The 22900-nt window shown below is 41.5% G+C and carries 20 protein-coding genes; 9 read left to right on the forward strand and 11 right to left on the reverse strand.

Annotation, left to right across the window (positions count from 1 at the left end; translation table 11 throughout):
• Positions 1 to 63 precede the first annotated feature (63 nt).
• Positions 64 to 1149, forward strand: a complete 1086-nt coding sequence (locus ACFSVN_RS01955) for a PorV/PorQ family protein (RefSeq protein WP_390297811.1) — start codon at positions 64 to 66, stop codon at positions 1147 to 1149.
• Here ACFSVN_RS01955 and ACFSVN_RS01960 read toward each other — a convergent pair.
• Positions 1133 to 2356 carry a 6-bladed beta-propeller gene (locus ACFSVN_RS01960; RefSeq protein WP_390297814.1) on the reverse strand — a complete coding sequence of 408 codons (1224 nt, stop codon included), beginning with the start codon at positions 2354 to 2356 and terminating at the stop codon, positions 1133 to 1135. The two genes, ACFSVN_RS01955 and ACFSVN_RS01960, sit on opposite strands and share 17 nt — an antisense overlap.
• Before the next feature lie 118 nt (positions 2357 to 2474).
• Here ACFSVN_RS01960 and miaA point away from each other — a divergent pair, with 118 nt between their 5' ends.
• From miaA to ACFSVN_RS01990, 6 genes are all read left to right on the forward strand, one after another.
• Positions 2475 to 3383: a tRNA (adenosine(37)-N6)-dimethylallyltransferase MiaA gene (miaA, locus tag ACFSVN_RS01965; RefSeq protein ID WP_390297817.1), complete on the forward strand. Its 909-nt coding sequence runs from the start codon at positions 2475 to 2477 to the stop codon at positions 3381 to 3383.
• 161 nt (positions 3384 to 3544) lie between these two features.
• Complete coding sequence (gene purS / locus ACFSVN_RS01970; protein WP_390297820.1) at positions 3545 to 3790, forward strand: phosphoribosylformylglycinamidine synthase subunit PurS; 246 nt, start codon at positions 3545 to 3547, stop codon at positions 3788 to 3790.
• 3 nt (positions 3791 to 3793) lie between these two features.
• On the forward strand, positions 3794 to 4123 hold the full coding sequence (locus ACFSVN_RS01975; RefSeq protein ID WP_390297823.1) for an ATP-dependent Clp protease adaptor ClpS: 330 nt from the start codon (positions 3794 to 3796) through the stop codon (positions 4121 to 4123).
• Positions 4124 to 4127: 4 nt separating this feature from the next.
• Entirely contained in the window at positions 4128 to 4829 is a 702-nt protein-coding gene (gene purQ, locus ACFSVN_RS01980; RefSeq protein WP_390297826.1) for a phosphoribosylformylglycinamidine synthase subunit PurQ, read from the forward strand.
• Positions 4830 to 4835: 6 nt separating this feature from the next.
• Complete coding sequence (gene lptB / locus ACFSVN_RS01985) at positions 4836 to 5597, forward strand: LPS export ABC transporter ATP-binding protein (protein ID WP_390297829.1); 762 nt, start codon at positions 4836 to 4838, stop codon at positions 5595 to 5597.
• 12 nt (positions 5598 to 5609) lie between these two features.
• Positions 5610 to 5930 (forward strand): rhodanese-like domain-containing protein, encoded by a 321-nt coding sequence (locus tag ACFSVN_RS01990; RefSeq protein ID WP_390297832.1) that lies wholly within the window; start codon positions 5610 to 5612, stop codon positions 5928 to 5930.
• 40 nt (positions 5931 to 5970) lie between these two features.
• On the opposite strand, the gene rho is transcribed toward ACFSVN_RS01990, so the two are convergent.
• From rho to glgB, 8 genes are all read right to left on the reverse strand, one after another.
• Complete coding sequence (gene rho / locus ACFSVN_RS01995) at positions 5971 to 7188, reverse strand: transcription termination factor Rho (RefSeq protein WP_390297835.1); 1218 nt, start codon at positions 7186 to 7188, stop codon at positions 5971 to 5973.
• Between the two features lie 166 nt (positions 7189 to 7354).
• The gene (locus ACFSVN_RS02000; RefSeq protein ID WP_390297838.1) at positions 7355 to 8686 is read right to left on the reverse strand and encodes a tetratricopeptide repeat protein; all 1332 of its coding nucleotides are present in this window, start codon (positions 8684 to 8686) and stop codon (positions 7355 to 7357) included.
• A gap of 71 nt (positions 8687 to 8757) precedes the next feature.
• On the reverse strand, positions 8758 to 10071 hold the full coding sequence (locus ACFSVN_RS02005) for a hypothetical protein (protein ID WP_390297841.1): 1314 nt from the start codon (positions 10069 to 10071) through the stop codon (positions 8758 to 8760).
• Positions 10064 to 11266 carry a hypothetical protein gene (locus ACFSVN_RS02010; RefSeq protein WP_390297844.1) on the reverse strand — a complete coding sequence of 401 codons (1203 nt, stop codon included), beginning with the start codon at positions 11264 to 11266 and terminating at the stop codon, positions 10064 to 10066. Before ACFSVN_RS02010 ends, ACFSVN_RS02005 begins: the two co-directional genes overlap by 8 nt.
• 35 nt (positions 11267 to 11301) lie before the next feature.
• Positions 11302 to 12105 (reverse strand): glycogen/starch synthase, encoded by an 804-nt coding sequence (locus tag ACFSVN_RS02015; RefSeq protein ID WP_390297847.1) that lies wholly within the window; start codon positions 12103 to 12105, stop codon positions 11302 to 11304.
• 19 nt (positions 12106 to 12124) lie between these two features.
• On the reverse strand, positions 12125 to 12946 hold the full coding sequence (locus ACFSVN_RS02020; RefSeq protein ID WP_390297850.1) for a phosphosulfolactate synthase: 822 nt from the start codon (positions 12944 to 12946) through the stop codon (positions 12125 to 12127).
• A gap of 73 nt (positions 12947 to 13019) precedes the next feature.
• The gene (gene malQ / locus ACFSVN_RS02025; protein WP_390297853.1) at positions 13020 to 14525 is read right to left on the reverse strand and encodes a 4-alpha-glucanotransferase; all 1506 of its coding nucleotides are present in this window, start codon (positions 14523 to 14525) and stop codon (positions 13020 to 13022) included.
• Positions 14526 to 14532: 7 nt separating this feature from the next.
• Positions 14533 to 16734, reverse strand: a complete 2202-nt coding sequence (glgB, locus tag ACFSVN_RS02030; protein WP_390297855.1) for a 1,4-alpha-glucan branching protein GlgB — start codon at positions 16732 to 16734, stop codon at positions 14533 to 14535.
• 120 nt (positions 16735 to 16854) lie between these two features.
• On the opposite strand from glgB, the gene ACFSVN_RS02035 reads away from it, so the two are divergent.
• Positions 16855 to 18081 (forward strand): FtsX-like permease family protein, encoded by a 1227-nt coding sequence (locus tag ACFSVN_RS02035; RefSeq protein ID WP_390297858.1) that lies wholly within the window; start codon positions 16855 to 16857, stop codon positions 18079 to 18081.
• An 8-nt stretch (positions 18082 to 18089) separates the two neighbouring features.
• On the opposite strand, the gene ACFSVN_RS02040 is transcribed toward ACFSVN_RS02035, so the two are convergent.
• Positions 18090 to 19700: a UDP-N-acetylmuramoyl-tripeptide--D-alanyl-D-alanine ligase gene (locus ACFSVN_RS02040; RefSeq protein WP_390297861.1), complete on the reverse strand. Its 1611-nt coding sequence runs from the start codon at positions 19698 to 19700 to the stop codon at positions 18090 to 18092.
• A 220-nt stretch (positions 19701 to 19920) separates the two neighbouring features.
• Between ACFSVN_RS02040 and ACFSVN_RS02045 the strand changes: the two genes are divergently transcribed.
• Complete coding sequence (locus ACFSVN_RS02045; protein WP_390297864.1) at positions 19921 to 20925, forward strand: sugar phosphate nucleotidyltransferase; 1005 nt, start codon at positions 19921 to 19923, stop codon at positions 20923 to 20925.
• 61 nt (positions 20926 to 20986) lie between these two features.
• Here the strand turns inward: ACFSVN_RS02045 and ACFSVN_RS02050 are convergent, their stop codons facing one another.
• A complete protein-coding gene (locus ACFSVN_RS02050) occupies positions 20987 to 22666 on the reverse strand; it encodes a formate--tetrahydrofolate ligase (RefSeq protein ID WP_390297867.1) in 1680 nt (559 codons plus the stop codon).
• Positions 22667 to 22900 lie beyond the last annotated feature (234 nt).

The raw sequence follows: 22900 nt of genomic DNA on the forward strand, positions 1-22900 counted from the left end.
ATAAGTCTCAAAATATATCGTTTAAGCGCTACAGTAACCTTTTAATTTTTATCATTTTTATTGATGAATCGCTTCCTATCAGCGCTTTTATTGGTTGGCCTGTTTCCCTTGCTCTCTACTGCCCAGTCGGCACAGGCAACGTATGGTAATGATTTTTTGAGTACAGGTAGTGGTGCCCGGGCTTTAGGAATGGGTAGTGCTCAGGTTGCTTTAGCAAATGATGTTACCGCAGCATTCTGGAACGTGGCCGGACTCGCTGAGGTAGAAAAACCACAACTTATGTACATGCATTCGGAGCGATTCAGTGGCATTGTTGGGTATGATTATGGTGCGGGAGTTCTTCCGCTAAAATCCGGAAAAGGGGTCGTCTCACTAAGCTTTTTCCGTCAGGGAGTTGATAATATTGCCAACACATTGAATGCCTGGGATCGGGAGCGTGATCAACCCAAAGGAAATGCAGAAGATTATATCACTCGTTTTAGTGCTGCAGATATGGCGATCTTTTTCTCTTATGCAAAACAACGAACGGATCGGCTTTCAATAGGAGCATCAGCCAAGATCATCCACCATAAATTAGGACCATTTGCACAAGCCTGGGGATATAGTTTAGATATAGGGGCGAAGTTAAGAACCGATTTCGCCAATGTCGGTGTCACTGTCCACGATATTACCACCATGCAGAAAATGTGGGATGTGAATGAATCTGCTTTCGGCGATTACGAAGCTCAGTTCGACAGTTTGGGAGCAACACTGCCTACCGGACAAAATGAATATGTGTTGCCTTCTGTTAAGATCGGCGCATCAAAGTTATTCCCGATCGGAGAAGACTTCACTGTAAGTGCCGCCACGGATGTGGATCTGCTTTTCGAGAATCGACGTGCGTATTATTTAAATGTGGGAAGGATGAGTATTGAGCCGCATGTGGGCGGAGAGGTTTCATATAAAGACTTGATAGCGTTTCGGGCCGGAGTTACGGATTTCATCACGGATCCCGTTTCCGGTTTTATGGTATCGCCAACATTGGGAATGGGATTGAAGCTTTCTTCTTTTGTTCTTGATTATGGCTTCGCCAGTTTTGCCGGAGCCTCCAGCGACCTGGGATTTACGCACCGTATTTCGCTTAGGTTTGATTTTAATAATGATAGATAGCTAATACAATCCCGGCATCTTTAGGGACAATTTTAGGCCCAAGTATGATGGAGTTATTCTTCTTGTAAAGTATTGAATTTAATAATATTGGATAATTACTCTTTAAAAAATCTATTTTACCGGTTGAGTGGTCTATGGTAATAGAGATGTTAGTTACTTTGTCTGAGTATTCCTTTTCAATCATATCCTTATCTAATTTAGAAGCATCTGAAAAGCTTATTCTAAATTCATTGAATTGGATAAGTGCTTTTTTATCTTGATATGAGGTAAACGATGTGTTGACATGATGTCTCGATAAATTAAGCTCACGCATCGGGCTAAGATTGATGTCAACTGCGCTTGTTTTTGTTTCCTTAAATTTCTGGAGGTTAACACCTGTAATACCTGTTTCCCAATTCTTCTCAAAAGTAATAGCATCATATCCAGCTAAATAAGGATATAGGTCTAGCATGCCAATTATAATCCCGCTGTTTTCATTGCATTGAACTTTCATCTTAGATAGAGTTCCGTCAAAAATACCCCAACCATGCTCGGAATAATATGGGTCACCAAAAGAAGACAATAATGTATCTTGATCTAAAGGATATGCTTGAAGCGGTGGTGAAATTTTTAAGTTAGGCAATTCACCATCTGTATTAGAATTCGTTTCCTGAACGGTATAGCCATTTACGATGATTTTATTATTTGTAACACATAAATCGGTACTCATAGTGGCTTCATTATAAATGGTTCGTTCGTGGCTTATTTCATTTTCAGTGACTTTAAAAATCTCAATATCTTTATTGTCTAGTACGATTAGTAAATCCTTTTCTGAGTGATAATCGATATCGCTTAAAAACTCAAACTCTCCCGGTCCTCGGCCACCTCGTCCAATATCTTCAAGAAAGTCTCCGTTTTTATCGAAAACTTTAATTTTATATTCTTTGGGCACTGAAACATAAATTCTTCCAAAGTCATCCATCACAACTCCCCCCATTTCTACTATGAAATCATCTGTACCAACTTCTCCACCTCCGAGATAAACGAGTTCAGGGGGTACTACTGGAAGAATATTTTCCGATGAATTTTCATGATCCTGTATTTTTACTGAATTAGACATCATTTCAATTGATTGGATAAACTCAGCTCGGGGGTGTATAACTTCACCATCCTTTGAGCAAGAGTAGAAAAGGCTCGCAAAAAGAAAAACAGATAAGATCTTTTTCATAATAAGATGAAAGTGTATTCTCAGAAATTTGGTGAAGAGAATATTGGGAAGAATATTTAGAAAGACCAGTAAGGAGGTTTATTTTTATCCTTACAATTATAAATCCAAACTCTTCATTTTGCGCATCATCATTTTAGGCCCAACTGCTGCCGGTAAAACCGAACTTTCCCTTCAGCTTGCTGAGGAACTGGATACGTCCATTATCTCGGCGGATTCCCGCCAATGCTACAAGCATATCGATATCGGTACGGCCAAGCCTTCAGCCCAAGAGCTAGAAAGCGTACCACATTATAATATTTCCCTGTTGGAACTTGAGGAAGATGATAACGCCATGAGTTTTCAGCAAAGGGCTAAAGAGTGGGAAGAGAAAATCCTCAAGAAGTCCCAACATGTAATCTATGTGGGCGGTAGTACGCTGCATATCCAAAGCCTGATCCAGCCTTTCAATGAAATGCCGGAGGCGGATGAGGAGAACATCGCAAAACTGGAAGAGCGGATTGAGGAAGAGGGGCTTGAGTCATTGTATGAAATGCTGAAGGAAATAGATCCGGAATACCTCAAAAAAATGGATGGGATGAATCGGCAACGCATCATCCGGGCGTTGGATGTCTGGATGCAGACCGGAAAGCCTTTCAGTAGCTTCCATCAGCGGGGTGAAATTCAACCCGATGAAAATACCCTCGTTTTTGGGTTGATGAGGCCACGAAAGAAATTATATGATCGCATCAACCGGCGCGTTGACCAGATGATAGAGCAAGGTTTGGTTGATGAAGTGAGATCCATTCTGGATTCGGGTCACTCCAAAGACCTTCAATCACTGAATACGGTAGGCTATCAGGAGATCATCAAATACCTGGATGGGGAATGGACACTGGAGAAGGCGATAGAGAAGATCAAAACAAGTACCCGTCGCTACGCGAAACGACAGATGACCTGGTATAAACGATGGGATTTTGTTCACTGGATGGATGCAGATGAGATGAGTGTGGAAGAGATGAAAGAAGAGGTCTTGAATAGATTGAACTGAAGGAGTAGATGTCAAAAGGAAGTCAGAACTCAGGATTCAGAATTCAGTACTCAGAGAAGAATTCTGAATCCTGAGTTCTGACTCCTGTATTCTCAAAGAGAAGTTAGCAGCTAAGTTGAAGAAAGGTTAACTTTGGCATTCACTTAAAACGAAGCCCGAATATGTATAAAGCGAAAGTTAATGTGACGCTCCGTCCGTCGATTTTAGACCCCAAAGGAAAAGCCGCCCATCATGCCCTGCAAAATCTTGGGTTAAATGAAGTTCGGCAGGTTCGCATCGGAAAATTTATTGAACTTGATGTGGATGCCAAAGACGAAGCTGCGGCCAAGGAAATTGTAGAATCTGCCTGTGCTCAGCTGCTGGCAAATGAGGTGATGGAAGATTTCGAAATTACGATCGAATCCTGATCTGTGTTTTCCTTTTCTCAACATATCGATGTACTCGTGTTGTCTGGGACGGAATCTGAAGAGATCACCGAAACTAAAACAGAAGAAGAAGTCGAAGAATCGGTTACCACACCATGGCGGCTTATTCTTTATGATGATGACATTCATACCTTTGACGAAGTGATCTCTCAATTAATGAAAGCTACCGGGTGCAGTCTTTCCGAAGCGGAAGATAAAACCTGGAAGGTTCACAACGAAGGTAAAGCGCTTGTTCATGAAGGCGAATTTGAGGAATGCCTGCGCATAGACGGCGTACTTAAAGAAATTCAACTTGTTACTGAAATAAAAGGATAGAACAATGGCCACATTTGGCGTAGTAGTATTTCCCGGCTCCAATTGCGATCACGATGCATACCATGCCATGAAGCACGTGATGAACTCAGACGTAAAATTTCTATGGCATAAAGAAACCGATCTTTCCGGCATCGATTTTTTGATCGTTCCCGGTGGTTTTTCCTATGGTGATTATCTCCGGTCAGGAGCTATTGCCCGCTTCTCGCCCATCATGCAGGAAGTCGTTAAGTTCGCGGAGAAAGGTGGTCCGGTGATGGGTATCTGCAACGGATTCCAAATTTTGCTGGAAGCCGGATTGATTCCCGGCGCCATGATGCATAACGAAAAGCTGAAATTCGTTTGTAAGAATGTATTTATCCGAACTGAATCAACCGATAGCATTTTCACCAATGGGTTGAAAGAAGGACAGGTGTTGGATATACCGGTTTCCCATGGGGAAGGAAATTATTTTATTGAGGGTGATGGGTTGAAATCACTTCAGGACAATGATCAAGTATTGTTCCGTTATTGTGACGCCAAAGGAAAATTAACAGAGGAAGCCAACTTCAATGGCTCCATCGATCATATCGCAGGCATTTGTAACAAAGGCAGAAATGTATTGGGAATGATGCCCCATCCCGAACGGGCGATGGAAAAATTACTTGGATCTGTGGATGGAAAGCCGATCTTTGAATCGATCCTGAATTCACTATCAATAGCCGAATAGATCTTAATGAATACTGAAACCCAACCGGAATTAATGCTGCATAGTGAGGGCTTGGTTAAGCGCTACAGCAGACGTACGGTTGTGGATGATGTGTCGATCAATGTAAGTCAGGGTGAAGTGATTGGCCTGCTTGGACCTAATGGTGCAGGTAAAACAACAACTTTTTATATGATGGTTGGGTTGGTTCGTCCCAATGCCGGAAAGATCTACCTGAATGAAAAGAACCTGACTCGAGAGCCCATGTATAAACGAGCACGAATGGGAATCGGATATCTTGCGCAGGAAGCCAGTGTATTTCGTAATCTAACCGTCAGAGAAAACCTTGAGTCAGTGCTCCAGTTTCTATCCATTCCCAAAAAGGAGATAGACCTAAAGGTGGATAAACTGATCGAAGAGTTTGGTCTTCATAAAGTAGTAAACAGTAAAGGATATAGCCTTTCCGGCGGCGAAAGAAGAAGAACAGAAATCGCAAGAGCTTTAGTTACAGATCCGAAGTTTATATTATTGGATGAGCCTTTTGCCGGTGTAGACCCGATCGCTGTTGAGGATATTCAGGAGATCGTTTCAGGATTAAGACATCAGAATATAGGAATCCTGATCACTGATCATAATGTACATGAAACCTTAGCGATCACTGACAGAGCTTATTTAATGTTCGAAGGAAAAATATTGATGGAAGGCTCAGCTGATGTGCTTGCCGAAGACGAAAAAGCAAAACAGTTGTATTTGGGGAAACAGTTTAAATTAGACCGCTATATTTCAGAATAATATTAAGATCCTATGGAAACCATTACCGTACATGATTTAAAGAAGAAAAAGGAAAATGAGGACTCTTTTTTTCTACTTGATGTAAGAGAATACCACGAATACTTAGTTTCAAATATTGATGGCCATCATATCCCTTATAATGATCTGGAAAATCGCCTAAGTGAAATTGATGAGCACAAAGATAAAGATGTGGTAGTCATGTGCCGCTCCGGAAATACCAGTAAAGACGCAGCAAGTATCTTGATCGACTCCGGATTTGAAAATATATTCAGTTTAGAGGGTGGAATGAAAAAATGGGCGAAAGAGATTGACCCCTCACTTCCGGTAATTTAGAACCCAAGAAGGAATATTAGTTTCCGGGAACCAAAAACGGTTATGCTAATGCAGCTATCTGGTTCAACAGTTCTTGGTTACTATCGGTATTTTTAAGGACCTTAAGAAGACCAAGCATCGACTCTTTTGGTGACTTCTTGAGCAGATATCTTCTTACCATATTACGCTCTTCCAGAGAATCGGTGATAAATTTATGCTCATTTCTCGTTCCTGAAGCTGCAATATTTATAGCCGGGTAAATACGATCATTGGCTAACTCCCTATCCAGTACCAGTTCCATATTTCCTGTTCCCTTGAATTCTTCAAAGATGAGATCGTCCATTCTGGAATTGGTTTCGATCAGGCAGGTCGCAATTATAGTTAGTGAGCCACCACCTTCAATTTTACGCGCTGAACCAAAGATCTTCTTAGGGATCTCAAGAGCTCGTATATCTAACCCCCCGGAAAGTGTACGCCCGCTGTTTGTTTGAACGGCATTATAAGCGCGGCCTAAACGAGTGAGTGAGTCAATTAATAATACGGCATCCTCTCCCATCTCAGCTTTTCTCTTGGCATATCCCAAGGCCATTTCTGTAATGCGAATGTGACTTTGGGTTTGTTTATCGTTTGAAGAAGCGAATACTTCTGCCTGAGTTGTGCGAATAAAATCAGTGACTTCCTCAGGGCGTTCATCAACTAAAAGGACACTAACGTGTACATTGTCGTAGTTATCAGTAAGTGATTTGGCAATTTTTTTAAGTAGTACCGTTTTACCGGTTCGCGGTGGTGCAACGATGAGAGCTCGTTGTCCTTTACCGATGGGCGCTACAAGATCCATGACTCGCATTTCAACATCGTCCGCATTAAATCCAAGCTTGAGCCAGTCTACCGGCATGATCGGGGTTTGACGCTCAAACCGGCTTGACTTGGTCCAGGCTTCCACCGGCCTTCCATTTATCACATCCACTGAGGATGCATGCTTATTGCCCCGGTTATCTTCTTCAAATTCACCTTCTAAAACCAAACCCGGACGAAGATCCAATTCTTTAACTTCTTCAGGCTTCAGGAAAGGGTCTTGGGGTTGATATGAAAACTCATAATCAAGTTTACGAATAAGGCCCCACCCTTTGGCGTTGATCTCCAATACTCCGGCATAACGACCTGCTACACCCTGGTTATTTTTCCAGTGAAATTTAGGAATGAAAACGTTGCCGCCTTTATTATTGCGGTTATTTCGCTTGTTCTTATTGCGATTCTTATGATTCTTTTTACGTGCCATGTACTTGATGCGTGTTGTTTAATCCTTCTATCGGTATTGAAAAGTGGAAAACCAAATTTAAAGTGTATTGTAAGAGGAAGGAGGGAAAAAGAAGGTGCGGATTAATACTCCGCACCTATAAACTTATTGGATGAGAAAAGATACAAATGTTTTTATTGATACCAAATTAACGAACCGTTGTAGATTCATTAATAAAGCTGTAACAGCTATTTAATGAGCCGTCGACTCTGATCGTTTGTCCATTCTCAAGATTCAAGGTAAAAAACTTATCTTCTGAATTTGGGGTCACATCTTCGAAGGAAGACATTTGGCGATTAACGGTATTCGCAACAGAAGGATCTATTTGTTTAGCCTTATTCAAATAATCAATTACCAACCAGTATACTACTTTGTCTGCAGCTTCAAGTGTACGATCTTCAGTACACTGAGTAACAGCAGCTCCATAGATGGTAGCCATTTTAATGTATGCGGCCCCATCATTGGCGTCTATAGCAAGAGCATCCTGAACATACCTTTTGGCAGTACTTAAACTTTCAAGATTGATATGCATATCAGCGAGGCGGAGAAACAGGTCTTTTCTCTGAGAATTATCGTCTGTTCTTTCCAGTGCCTGATTGTAATACTCTACTGCATCTTGGTATTCTGCGTTGCCGCGTGCAAATTCAGCGAGACCCATGGCACTTTCGTAAGTAGGCTCAAGCTCATTGATCTTGAGTTTAACTTCATTCAGTTTTTCCCGGTCATCGAGGTCTTCATAAGCGGATTCAAGTGCTTTCCAGGCCTCGAGATTTTCAGGGTCTTCTTCAACCAAAGGAGAAAAATAAGCGATCTGCTCTTCAGGAGAACCTAATATTTCTTGCTGTTTTTCTTCAATGAATGCAAGGGCTTCGCCGGTGGCAAATGGTTTTACATTGTCAATAAAGGCTTGTGCTTCTTCTTTGGTGCCTTGCCTTACAATATTATTAAGGGCTTGACGAAGATAATATCCATCACCCAAGGAAATGGCTCTTTCAGGGTTTATTTCAAAAAGCTTAGCATAATCTCCGTATGCTTTCTGAAGACCGTTATCAATATTGTTGTAATTTTGCTGGTAAAAACGACCTCTCTTAAAAGTAAGGTCAAATTCGGTTTTCTGATCTTCTCCAAAAAGCTCAATAGCTTCATTAAGAATGATCATAGCGCTATCAACATACGCGGTTTTTACAGTTGGGTCTTCTTTGGTACGGCTGATCTCTTCATAGATCGTGGCCATTCGTTTGTATTGGGATAAAAGACTGAAGCGAGGATTACCTTCAAGTTTTTCAGGTTTGGCACAGATCATCCATCGACCATAGTCCAGAGCAAATTCATAATCGCCGGACCGGTAGTTTTCATAAAAAATAGAATAGGCGGCTAAAGGAGATAAACCACTTGGCGGCTCTTCTTGACAGTTTGCCTGGGCGTTAATGAGAGGGGTGCTAACAAAGAGAATCCCTAAAAGCGTAATTAATTGTTTCATTGATCTAGCTATTATTAATACTCAGTTATTAAAACTAAGCAATATGTTGATTTATTATAAATGATTGTTAATTAATTCAATTTAGGCCTGAAAAACATAAGCTCTGTTAAATTTACAGACAAATTAAAAGACCATATTTTTTCTCTAATCAGATCATCAGAGGTTGTGCCCCTGAGCCCGTATCGGGCGCTTAATCCAATGGAAGAATTAGAGAAGCGAGAAATTATTCCTAAACCGGCAGAAAACCAAAGAGTATTAATATCTTGGTTTAAAGTTTTTAAATGGCCGGAATCATAGGAAACTCCTCCGCTGTATCGGAAGTTTGACAGGAAGCTTGAAGAAGTGGTTTTATATGGATGGTACTCGCCACCTAAGCCTAATTTAAAACGATCTGAAAGCTCATAGTTTTCATTATCCAACTTCAAATTTGACCGGGCTTTACTCCATTGCTGAAATTTTCCTTCTACTGATATGTTAACGAGATTACTGGGGTAATAGGTCAAGCCGGCATTAAACTCAGCAGGCAATTTTGCATTTCCATTATAAGTATCACCTAAAGTAACATCTTGTTCGCTATTATTGATGATACGGGAGGTTTCAGAGGTTTCTTCAGTGGAAATATTTACAGGTAATATATAGGAAGCTCCAAATCCCAATTTATCATTATCGCGAAGTAAATCATTAAAAGTAAGCAGTGCTCCAAAGCGATGGCTAAAAGTAGATCCGGTAACTTTATAGTCAAGAGAGTTGTAAGGGAAATCATTTTGGCTAAAGAATAACTCGGTGGTATTTTCCTGAGAAATAAATGCCAGAGAAGGGGCGTATCCGATCGCTATATTCTTGTTAATATTCCACCCAATTCCAAGTTCAAGCTTGTTAATACCCCCACTTCCACTTATATCGGACACATAACCAATGGAGTCATTTTCTGTAGTAATAAGTGTGCCGGAATTAAAATATCTGTAATCAGAGGTTGTAACCGAATAAAGAGAAGCAGAAATACCAAGCTTTTGCTTATATATTGGAAGAGTTACCTGGAAATAACCTGCAGATAAATCAGAGTTAACACTTTCGCTTACATTATCTGAAGCTTGGTACTGTGAAAGGCTGAATCCGGATGAGGTAGTTGCATAGACATTTTTACCCCACAGTGCAGGATTGCTGAGGGTGTTGGATGGGGTATTATCCAAAGACACTCCTGAGATACCTAAGCTAAGTTCTCTGGACGTATTATTTTCAACAGGAAATCCTACTCCAAATATAGAGTAGAAAGAACCATTACTATTTATGCTTCTGCTTTCACTTTGAGCAAAAGCCTGAAAAACTGAAAGGCTGAAGAAGAGAAACGTTAAACAAAAGATTCTATATAAATTATTCTTATTCATTCACTGTAGATGTAATAATTAATTTTGGTCTTAATTCTTGTGAGGCTGATTGATTATGAAGTAAAGTAGAGCGCAGCACTCCAGAGCCTGATCGAAGCCCAACTAAAATTTCAGTGGTGCTCTCTCCTCCAAAAAATAAGTTATTAATATAGGGAGTGATATTAGCCTCATAGTAAGGACTATCGCTGTTTTTGGGAGCGAAAAAATCGGGCCCGGTGATCTGATAATCATACACTTCATCTGATTCCGCGCGGAGATTGACTGTAAGCGCATTAACTGATGGCCTTACATGGTTTGCCGGTAATGAATTAGACAGCTCTTGATCTGCCTCATAAACAACAAGGTCAACAGATAATAAATTAGCTCCTTTGTAGTCCTGCTCTAACTCTTGCATTGGCAGATTGATCCTCATCATTTGCTCAAGTGTAGAATAAACCGGGGTAATTGAAGGGTCACCAATATTGGAATTAGTTCTTTCTAAAAAATATCCCTGGCTGGACATTCCCAGGTTCACGGTGTCATCTTCTGCATCAACAAGAGTAAAATTTGAATTGCCGACATCTACTGCAGAGATCTTATTGGCACTATTATCTGGTACAATGGCTAAACCGAAGAACTCATACCGGTAAAGAGAATCAACATTATCATTCTCATTGTTGATGTAGCTGGCATATTTGTCTCTCCAGTAATCTGAGAGTTCTACTGAAAACCTTTTCTCGTCTCCAACTACAAAACTGCCTATCGATTGGGATTCATCATAGCTGACAGGTGAATTCACAAATTGTGAATTACCTCGCCAAAGTGAGTTGATCTCATATAAAGTGAATGAGGCTTGAGAAGTTGTGTCGCCATAAACAATGGCACTATCAAGCTGAACTTCAAGGTTGAGGGTAAAGTTATTACCGTCAATATTTGAAGCATTAGTGTAAAGGTTTGGCTTCACCAACCCGGTGGCTTTTACATCACCAAAAACCTGATCTGAATAAAGCCCGATATTGAATACGGATATGTTTCCGGAAAAGGCTTCAAAAGATTCAGCAGTGATATCATCAAGATACAGAGTATCTATTTTAATGGTTGGTTCGTTAACGAAGCCACTACCTACATTTCCAGGATCCTCACAGCCGTTAAAAAATAAAATTAGGGTAAATAGTGAAATGTATAAGGAAAAAAGACCCTTATTTGTATTGGTCATCAAAGGTAAATTTAAAATGTTCTCTATCTGTTATTCTATTCAACGTCAGAAATGGTCCGGTAATATTCGGCAAATTTATCTGAAACATCCTCGGGAGAACCCTGAATTTTTTCGGGTTTGATCCCCAGTTCTTTGAAGATGTCATCAAACTCATCTTTAAGGTAATTTCCGGTAACCACATGGTCACTATACTTTAGACCTAATTTTAGAAGATCAACTTTGCCCTCTTCTGTAAGATTGTCGATATCTGTATCGGCCGGAAGACCAAGAAGCTCCAATACTCTCGCTGAATCAGAATCGCCCTCATTGATCGGGTGATGAAGATTATAAACGATCTTTGTGTTCTTGAAGATCTTCTCGTCCTTATACAGTGTTCTTACTAAAAGGGGAGTTAAACCAGCAGGCCAGTCATGACAATGTATGATGTCCGGTTCCCAGCCGAGCTTAATAACTGTTTCAAGTACGCCTTTATTGTAGAAAGCCAGGCGCTCATCGTTATCCTCGTAAAATTCTTCTGAATCGGGTTTTCTGAAAAGCCCTTTTCTCTTGAAGTAAGTATCATTATCCAAAAAGTAAACCTGGAGTTTAGCATTTGGTATACTTGCTACTTTAATTTTCATGGTTTCCACTTTCTCACCTACTTCAACCTCAATGCCTGAAAGCCGGATCACTTCATGGAGCCGGTTTCTTCTGTCATTGATGGTTCCGTATTTGGGAAGCAGGATTCGAATTTCAAACCCCTTGTCTTGTAGTGAAGCAGGCAAAAACCTAAGTAGATCGGCGGTATAGGTCATGCGTGCAAAAGGAGAAATTTCAGCAGCAACGTAAAGAATTTTCATAAATATATACTCTCAGTGATTACTCTTTGTTCGAGATTGTATTAGTGTCTTTCATAACATTATTAAGATCCTCATCGTCATCCAATGAGTAAAAGTCTAACAGGGTGTCGCCCCTTAAACCTAGTCGTAAAGTCTCTAAAGATATGACATCGGCAGGAACAATATTTCCAAGGTTCACATTACTCCCAAATTTCCGGATGAACCACACTTGTTGTTCTTTCTGCGGGGCTTCAAAAATCAGCTTGTCTTGTGGTATCTGATCGGTAATTTCTTCAATTAAGCCTGAACGAACTTCACCGTTAGGTCTGAACACGCCAACAGTGCCACTTTCGCGGGCTTCACAGATCACTTTTTGAGATCCGGCTTTCAATTCATTTTCAATGATCTTAACCCATTTGTATGGAGGAATGATGTCATTGGGGTTTTTACTGCCTACTTCTGAATAGACATAAAATTCCTGACTTAACTCTTTTATTATGGCCTGTTTTCTATCATCAGAAAGCCAGATAGTACCATTTGAAACCTCGACATGCTCAATACCATAATTCTTCATCAGCTCCACGTAAGCATCAAGCTGGTCCCTTAATACATAGGCTTCAAACAAAGTACCGCCAAAGTAAACCGGAATACCTGCATTATGGTAAACTGCAATTTTCTCTTCAAGATTTTGAGTCACATAGGAAGTACCCCATCCTAACTTAACTACATCAAAGTAGTTAGAACTGGATTCAACGAAATCTTCTGCTTGCCGTACGCTATATCCTTTATCTAAAGCAAGAGTGAGACCTTCATTACGGGGTTTTTCAGTCCGCTTAGGTAAGTGATTGAGTGTAAATGCCATATTTATTAGTTAAAATATCTAAGCCTTGAATATACAAAAACACGTTCTGTATATGAAATCAGGCATTTTATAGTTAGGTATTTCTCTTAATCTGTCTGTTACTGAGTTCTATAAGTTCGCAAATGTGACCTTCTTCAATACTTTGCAACATCTCTTCAGTATATCTCCAAAGCCAATTATTAGAAGAAGTTCCTGGAATATTCATTCTGTGCCGGCCGTCCAAACCCATAAAATCTTGCAGTGGGAATATAGCCTGATCTGCTACCGAAAGCATCCCTAAACGAATAAACTCCCAATGAATATTTTCTCCATTTGAACGCGTGTATGAGCGAGCACGATGTCGCTCGGTTTCACTGGCTGAATTATACCACCCAAGAGTTGTGTCGTTATCGTGAGTTCCTGAGTAAGCAACGCTGTTCTGAGAGTAATTATGGGGCAGGAAACTATTGGTTGAGTCAGAATCGAAAGCAAACTGGAGGATCTTCATGCCGGGGAAGTTGTATTTGTCTCGAAGCTTTTCGACACCTTCGGTTATATAACCAAGATCTTCAGCAATAATGGGAAGTTCTCCACATTGTTCCAAAATAGTATCGAATAGTTTTTCTCCGGGAGCTTTGACCCAGCGGCCTTTTTCGGCTGTTTCTTCTGTAGCTTTGACTTCCCAGTATTCATCAAAACCACGAAAGTGATCTACCCGAATAGCATCAAAGGCTTCAAACATATGTTTAAATCGATCAACCCACCAAGAAAATCCATCTTTCTGAAGTGCATCCCATTTATAATGGGGGTTGCCCCAAAGTTGACCTGTACTACTGAAATAATCAGGAGGGACTCCCGCCACTAGCTCCCGGTTACCGTTTTCATCAATTTCAAAATACTCCGGGTTTGCCCAAACATCAGCGCTGTTGTGATCCACAAAAATGGGAATATCTCCTATAACACGAATGCCCCTGTTGTTAGCGTATTTTTTTAATTCAACCCACTGGTTATTAAACTCGAATTGTAGCCAAGATTGAAATTTGATCTGCTCACTAAATTTCTCCCTATACGCTTTCAGTACTTTCGGCTTTCGTTTCACAATATCCTGATCCCAGGTATTCCATGGCTTTTTATTATAATGGAGGGAGCAGGCCATAAACAATGAAAAATCATCCAGCCAATGTTTGTTTTGAGCAGTGAAAGCTAAATAAGCTTCTTTTTCCTCGGGAGTCATTTTTTTAAAAAAACGATCGCAGGCAATCTGGTATACTTTATCCTTATTTTTAAAAGAAGCGTCATAATCAGCAACTGTATTTGAAGGCAACTGAATACTTTCGATCTCTGTTTCAGTTAACAGTCCTTTTTTGTTTAGGATATCCGGGCTGATCAAATAAATATTCCCTGCAAAAGCTGAATAGCTGGCATAGGGTGAGTGTCCAAATCCTGTTGGGGTAAGGGGCAATACCTGCCAAATCGTTTGGTTTGTACGTTCTAAAAAATCTATGAATTGTCGTGCTTCAAACCCGAAATCCCCCATTCCATATTTTCCAGGAAATGATGTTGGATGAATCAAGGTGCCGCTTGAGCGTGGAAACCTCATCTACAACCTAACTCTTTGGTTTTAAAATTAAACCTGCCAATGGGGGCACTGTTATTGCAATATTTGCTTTCTGGCCATGCCACTCACCCCATTCCGCATGAATTTCACTGTCGCCGGCATTACTGCCGCCATAGAATTCAGAGTCGCTGTTCATTAATACTTCATATTCGCCGGCGTGGGGAACACCTACCTTATATCCATAATGTACAGTTGGCGTGAAGTTCAATATCACTACCACAAAATCTTCAGGATTCTTTGCCCGCCGGATAAATGAGATAATGCTATTATCAGCATCACTCACATCGATCCATTCAAAGCCGCGCCAATCAGAATCCAATTCATGAAGGGCATTTTCCTTTTTATTCAATCCATTTAAGTCTTTAAGCAGCAATTGGAGTCCCTGGTGCTTTTCCCATTCAAGTAGATGCCAATCTAAAGACCGCGACTCACTCCACTCCGACCATTGCCCAAACTCTGAACCCATGAACAATAAATTTTTTCCGGGATGGGCATACATATAAAGGTAAAGAAGGCGTAGGTTCGCAAACTTCTGCCAGTCATCGCCCGGCATTTTAGAGAGCATGGATTGCTTCATATGCACCACTTCATCATGGGAAAATGGAAGGGTGAATTGTTCTGAAAAAGCATAGATCAAAGAAAAGGTAAGCTGATCCTGATGGTATTTTCGAAAAAGAGGATCTTTCTCAATATAGGTAAGGGTATCATTCATCCAGCCCATGTTCCATTTAAAGTCGAAGCCGAGTCCGCCTGTTTCTGTTGGACGGGAAACGCCTCCCCATGAAGTAGATTCTTCAGCAAAAGTAATGACTCCCGGAAAATGATGATGAACAGAATCATTAAAGGCTCTTAAAAAATCAATGGCTTCGATGTTTTCCCTTCCCCCATATTTGTTGGGAACCCATTCTCCCTCGTCACGAGAATAATCCAGGTAAAGCATGGATGCCACGGCATCAACACGAAGCCCATCAACATGGAATTTATCACACCAATAAATAGCGTTGGAGATCAGGAAGTTTCTAACCTCTGTTCTTCCGTAATTAAAAATGCATGTGCCCCAATCTTTATGTTCTCCTTTACGGGGGTCATCATGTTCAAAAAGGCCGGTTCCGTCAAAGCGACGAAGGCCATGATCATCTTTGGCAAAATGGGCGGGAACCCAATCTATGATCACTCCAATGTCGGCTTGGTGACATTTATCCACAAAATACATGAAGTCTTCTGGGGTGCCGAAGCGACTTGTAGGAGCAAAATAACCGGTGATCTGATACCCCCAGGAAGGGTCGTAGGGATGCTCCGCAATTGGCATAAGTTCAACATGAGTGTAGCCAAGGTCTTTAAGGTAGGGCACCAGCTGGTCCGCTGTTTCCCTAAAATTCAAAAACCCGGGATCCTCCCCTACTTTACGACGCCAGGAACCTAAATGCATTTCATAAATGGAAATAGGCTGGTCAAAAGCTTGTTTATCCTGACGAGACTTCATCCATTTTTTATCATTCCATTTATAGTCTTCAATATTGGTTACGATGGAAGCGGTGCCGGGGCGAAGTTCTGAATAGGTCGCAAATGGGTCTGCTTTTTTGAGCGGGGGATCTTGTGCAGGAGTTTTGATCTCATATTTATAATGATCACCGTCGGTGACATGCGGGATAAAAATCTCCCAGATACCCTGATCATGAAATTTTCGCATTCGATGAACCCGGCCATCCCACCCATTAAACTCTCCAATTACACTTACACGGGTTGCGCTGGGTGCCGTTACAACAAAATGGGTCCCTTTTACTCCTTCAATTTCCCACTGATGCGCGCCCATAAATTCATAGGCCTGATGGTGGTTTCCTTCTCCCCAAAGCTGGAGGTCAAAATCACTTATCAGGGATTTGAAACGGTATGCATCGGTAACGGTGAATTTTTTTCCTTTATGAGGGACGATCTCAAGATCATATTCAAAGCGATTTTTACGTCTGGAAAAGACTCTTTCAAATAGTCCATCTGAAGATACCGGCTCCAGCTCATATTTCTTCTTGTTGACAACCGCCGTTACCGACTTAGCTTCCGGCCGAAACGCACGCAGCACTAATTTTGATTTACCATCTATCTTAATTTCATGCAGCCCTAAAACCGAAAAAGGATCACCATGTGATCCGTCTGAAATGGAATCAATTATTTTTTTTGAAAGTGTGAAATTCATCACCATTGTTGGATTTGAAAGGGCAATAAAGATACTAAAAGTTTAGGAAATGTATGTGTTCATTTAATGTATGTGTTCATTTAAAGTGCTTTCGATTACACTATTCTATATTTTGAGCGTATGAAAAATTCCGGATTTATTGCACGGCGGTATCTTTTTTCACGAAAACATATATCGCTGATATCAACTCTTACATTTATCAGTATCACCGGCATTACCATTGGTACGGCTTTGCTTATAGTGGTTCTATCAGTTTTTAATGGTTTTTTTGATGTGATAAAAAGCTTCCTTCTTTCATATGACCCTGATATTAGGATTGAAGCCTCCGGGATGAAGACCTTCGCTCAGAATGAGCAGATCATGGAGCAAATAGAATCACTTCCTGAAGTACGTATTATCTCTCCTTATGTTGAAGGGAAGGCTCTATTCGCTCTTGATGGAGTTCAGAATGAAGTTGTAGAAGTCAAGGGTGTGCAACGTGACGTATTCTTCCAGCTGGTAGATATTGAGGAAAGTGTTACCACCGGTGTTTTCGATATTTCGGTGCGGGACCGAACCCCTGGCATTATCGTGCATGAAGATCTAAAGAATAAGTTACGGCTCGAAGTTGGTGACGAGATTGCTCTTTTGAGTGCAGCCGGAATGAAAAATGCCCTCACCCAGATCACTGTCCCTCAAACATATCGGTTTGATGTGCGAGGAGCTTATTTTTTGCAGCAGATAGCCGGTGGCCAGAAAGTTTTTGTGGATATTGAAGCAGCTAAGAGATTATTCCGGGCTCGAAATGAGATCACCGGAATAGACATTAAGCTTCATGATAATGAGGATGCTGAGGAGGTTAAAGAGGAACTTACGGCGATGTTGGGTTTGGACTATGAGATCTCAACGTGGTATGACCTTCAAAAACCATTATATGATGTTATGTACCTTGAAAAATGGGGTTCCTTTGTAGTGCTGATCCTGATCGTGATCGTAGCTGTACTTAACATAATCGGGTCGTTAACAATGATCGTCATACAAAAACAGCGCGATATTGGGATTTTGATGTCAATGGGATATAGCAAAAAAGGGATCAAAACCATTTTCAGAAAACAAGGATTATATATAGGGTTGATCGGGTGTGGAATAGGAGGGGCTTTAGGGCTGTTATTGAGTTGGGCCCAGATGAAATTTGGTATGGTCAAGCTTTCTTCTGCTTTTATAATTGATGCTTACCCCGTTCAAATAAGCCCAATTGATGTGTCCATTATTTTGGCGGCCAGCTTATTGCTTTGTGTTTTGGCAAGTTGGTATCCTGCCCATCGAGCAGCGCAGGTACAACCCGCAGATGCAGTAAGATATGAGTAAGAAATTTCTTACTCATTATATACATCAGGAAGATCGTTTTCGTAGAGGATGACGTCTCCGGCCCGAGCGTGCTTTTGAACCAGTTCGTTGGCTTCGAATAGGCTATTTACAACACGAACATTCATAGCAGTTGTATCGTGTTCCCGAATTCCTTCCAGGATCGGCTGTGCTCTTTCTTCTCCCACTAATACCACAAGATCAAGGTTAGCCTTTCCAATAGCAGAACCAAATTTTCTGTTTTCCTCCGCTTCGATCTCCCCAAGTTCCACCATTCCGGGAGTAATAATAATCCGCTGGCCGGAATTGAATTGAGCTAAGATCTCAACGGCATTTTTGGCACCAATCGGATTAGAGTTAAAAGCATCGTCGATCACAAAAAGATCACCCTGTTGCTTCAGTTCCAGGCGGTGTTCAACAGGTTCGATCTTAGCAGCGGCCAGGGCCATGGTTTTCAAGCGGATACCAAAATGCTTCGCTACTCCAACAGCCAAAAGTAAATTCTGGACATTATGAGCTCCCAGCAGTTTAGTTTGAAAACGTTCTTTTTCATCTCCGATCTCAACATCGAATTCCATCCCCGAGGTATCATATGAAATAGCATTCCCACGTATTTCTCCACTTTCCAACCCGACCAAAATGCGATCTATTTCATTACGATTAGCGCCCATCTTTGAGACTCTGGGGTCGTCAGCATTTAAGATGGCCACATCACCGACTTCTAAGTTGTCAACCAAGGTGCCCTTTTCTTTGGCGATCACATCCTGAGAACCAAATGTCTCGAGATGAGCCACGCCCACATTTGTGACCACGGCAATATCAGGTTTGGCTATATCACAGAGCTCCTGAATATTGCCTTCATATCTTGCACCCATTTCCAGGATCAGGATCTGATGGCTGGACTGCAGGTCATTGTTTATCACCTTACAAATTCCCATTGGAGTGTTATAGCTGCCGGGCGTAGAGCACACATTAAACCGCTCCTTGAGAAGATCGCGGATCATAAATTTAGTGCTGGTCTTGCCATAACTTCCGGTGATGGCGATTACCTTAAGGTCCGGCATAGAAGCCAGCTTTTTACGAGCCTCCTTTTTGAATCCGTTTTGGATGAATTTTTCCACAGGTTTGGTAAATAGGCCGGAGAGTAAAATGAAGAACGGAATAAATGTTGCCCCAAATCCCCATCCCACAAGGAGCATCAGCAGATCAAAAGAAAGAAATCCGGAGAAATGGTTTGGTAGCGGAACATTGAAATAAGGTAAAAACCCCGTAAAGCTCATATAGGTAAATAAAGCCGGGAAAATAAAGGAGAGTGCTACAAACGGGATTAAGAAACGCTTAACACGGGAAGTGTATACCAGGGGCTTTTTAACCTTGGCCTGCGTATATCGGGATACTGAACCGAACCAGAAAACGGAGAATACAAAGAATATGATACACAAAGAGGAGTAGGTGATAGTTTCTAAGATCCAGTCATCAAACCAAAGCAGCAGAAATATGGCAATGTTGACCATGGCAATATTAGCAGGAATGACCTTTTCATCCCAATGGCCTTTTATCCATTGCCAAAATTCGTTGTTCTTATATCCAACTTGCTGAAAGGTATGCAGGAAAAAGCGCATGCGGTGCCAGGTGTACCGCAGGAAAAGAAGACATAAAAGAATTGCGCCGACATCAAGGAGCGTGTAATACCAGTTCAAATTATTCAGAGTATGTTTTAAGGATTAAGCCGTTATGGGTAATGGGAAGTTATGAAATTAACAGTTATTCGAAATCGGTTTAGAACCTTCCTATATTCACCGCGCATTCAATAAAATTGTTTCAATAAACGTAGAGAAATATATGAAATTAATTATCCCAATGGCCGGACGGGGTACTCGTGTCCGACCTCACTCGCATACCGTACCAAAACCGTTGCTTCCTGTTGCGGGAACCATGATCGTAGAGCGTATTGTCGAGACCTTTAACCGAACGCTTGATCGTGATATTACGGAGATCGTATATATCCTCGGCCCCGATTTTGGAGAAGACATCAAGCAGCCACTTCGTGAAATGAGCGAACTTCACAGCGCCAAAGCACTTTTTGAAGTGCAGGCTGAAGCCCTGGGAACAGCCCATGCCGTAGCCATGGCCAAAGAGCATTTGGATGGAGAGGTGATCATCGCTTTTGCGGATACTATTTTTGATAGTAAAGAACAGTTTGACCTTGGAGATGCTGATAGTGTGATCTGGCTAAAAAAAGTAGAGGATCCATCCCGTTTTGGAGTGGCAGTGCATGAAGGTGATAAGATCACCGGGTTTGTGGAGAAGCCAAAAGAGTTTATTTCTGACCTTGCTATCATTGGGGTTTATTATTTCAAAGATGGAAATTATTTCAAGAAGCAGATCGAGTGGGTCCTGAATAATGAGATGAGAGGTCCCGGGGGAGAATATTTCCTTACCGCTGCCCTTGACAAGATGATCAAAGATGGCAAGATCTTTAAAACGGCTACTGTTGATGAGTGGCTGGATTGCGGAACGCTGCCTGCCTGGCTGGAAACTACCGGCATCATTACAGAAAAGGAGTTTAAAGGTGTGGATGAGAGCAAATATCCCGGTTCAAAAATCATTCCCCCGGTGTATATCGGAGAGGGTGTGAAAATCGAGAATAGCACCGTTGGCCCAAAAGTGAGTATTGAAAACGATACAGTGATCAAAAATTCCAAAGTTGAAAATAGCATCATTCGAGATCACGCCTCTTTGGAAGATGTGGATACATCAGGATCAACTATTGGAGCCCACACCTCACTGAAAAATGTGAAAGGAAAAGTGGATGTAGGAGATCACAGCAACCTGGATATAAACTGACAGTGACTAGTTTTTGAGTTAGTAAAGTAAAAGCCCCGAAGAAATTCGGGGCTTTTTATTTTTAAAACAGTCCTGATATCACACCATGCTCATCTACCGTCATATTTACGGCGGCGGGTACTTTTGGCAGGCCGGGCATCAGCATCATATTCCCGCAAATTATCACCAGAAAACCGGCACCGGCTGAAAGCTGAATATCCGTGACGGTAAGGGTAAAATCTTTAGGAGCCCCCTTTAAGAGGGGATTGTCAGATATTGATGATTGCGTTTTTGCTATACAAATTGGGAGTTTCCCGTATCCGAGCTTTTTGAAATTAGCCAGATTCTTAAGGGCTTTTTTTTCAAAATAAACATCTTTGGCGTTATAGATCTCCCGGGCCACGGTTTCAATTTTTTCCTCTATGGGTTGCTGTGTATCGTAAAGCGTGGTTTTTTCAGGTTTCTTATTCATTTCAGCTTGCTTCACCACCTCATTGGCGAGGTCGGTGACACCTTCTCCTCCTTCTTCAAATCCGTTGTGAGCTTCGCAGGGGACACCTAATTTGGTGCAGAATTCTTTGATGATATTTATCTCCTCAGAAGTATCGCCCACAAATTTATTGATGCCTACCACAACCGGGGTCTTGAATTTCTTCATGTTTTCAATGTGTGCAGCCAGATTCTCCAAGCCTTTTTGCAGTTCCTTAAGGTGTTTGCCGTTTTCCTTGGCTTCCTCCACGGTCACACCTCCATGATATTTGAGTGCTTTAACCGTAGCAACGAGAACTATTGCGGAAGGCCATATGTCGGAAGTGCGTGCTACAATATCGAAAAACTTTTCAGCCCCGAGATCTGCCCCAAAGCCGGCTTCGGTAACCACATAATCGGCAAGCTTTAAACCGATCTTGTTAGCTATAATACTACTGGTGCCATGAGCAATATTAGCAAAAGGCCCTCCATGAATAAGAGCAGGAACGTGCTCAAGGGTTTGAACAAGATTTGGCATAATGGCTTCATTAAGAACCACAGCCATAGCCTCATGGGCTCCCAGGTCTTTAGCTTTTACGGCCTCTCCCGAGCGGTTGTATCCAACTACAATATTTCCGAGCCGTTTTTTTAGGTCGATACGTGATGTAGCCAAAGACATAATTGCCATCACTTCAGAGGCAGCAGTGATCATAAAAGCTGATTCTCTTGGAATTCCATTAACTCTTCCTCCCAATCCAACAACGATCTGCCTCAAAGCCCTGTCATTCATATCCATTGCTCGATTCCAAAGCGGACTTGTGACATCAATGTCCAGTTCGTTCCCCTTGAATATGTGATTATCGAGCATAGCGGTGAGCAAGTTATGTGCTGTACCAATGGCATGTATGTCTCCATTAAAATGCAGGTTGATCCGCTCCATAGGTATTACCTGTGAATAACCACCTCCTGCAGCTCCACCCTTGATCCCGAATACCGGTCCAAGAGAAGGTTCGCGCAAAGCCACCAATGATCTTTTCCCAAGTTTTTGCAACCCCTGACTCAAACCGATAGAAGTTAGAGTTTTACCCTCTCCGGCAGGTGTTGGTGTGATGGCTGTTACAAGGATCAGTTTGCCATCGGGTCGGTCTTTGAATTTCTCTAATACGTTAAGTCGAATTTTACCGGTGTACTTTCCGTAGAACTCGAAGTTATCTTCATCCAGTTCAAGTTCGGCCATAAAATGGCGCATATGTTTCATAGGAGCATCTTGGGCAATCTTGATATTGTCGATCATTTGTCAGGCCTTTTAGTTAGCGGATAATGTTTACCGTACACTAATATCCCTTAAAGATGTGAAGGAAAGATAAATTCACTGAGAACAGCAAAAGGCATAATGTCGGTGCTTCAACGAAATAGTGGTCTCCTTTGGTTTATTATTGGATTTGTTATTACTTAAAATAAGAACGGAGCCAATTATACCTTTTTGATCTTCGATGGCTCTAGTTTAGTATCAAATCTCTAAAAAAAA

It is taken from the genome of Gracilimonas halophila, assembly GCF_042684365.1.
Lineage (GTDB): Bacteria > Bacteroidota > Rhodothermia > Balneolales > Balneolaceae > Gracilimonas > Gracilimonas halophila.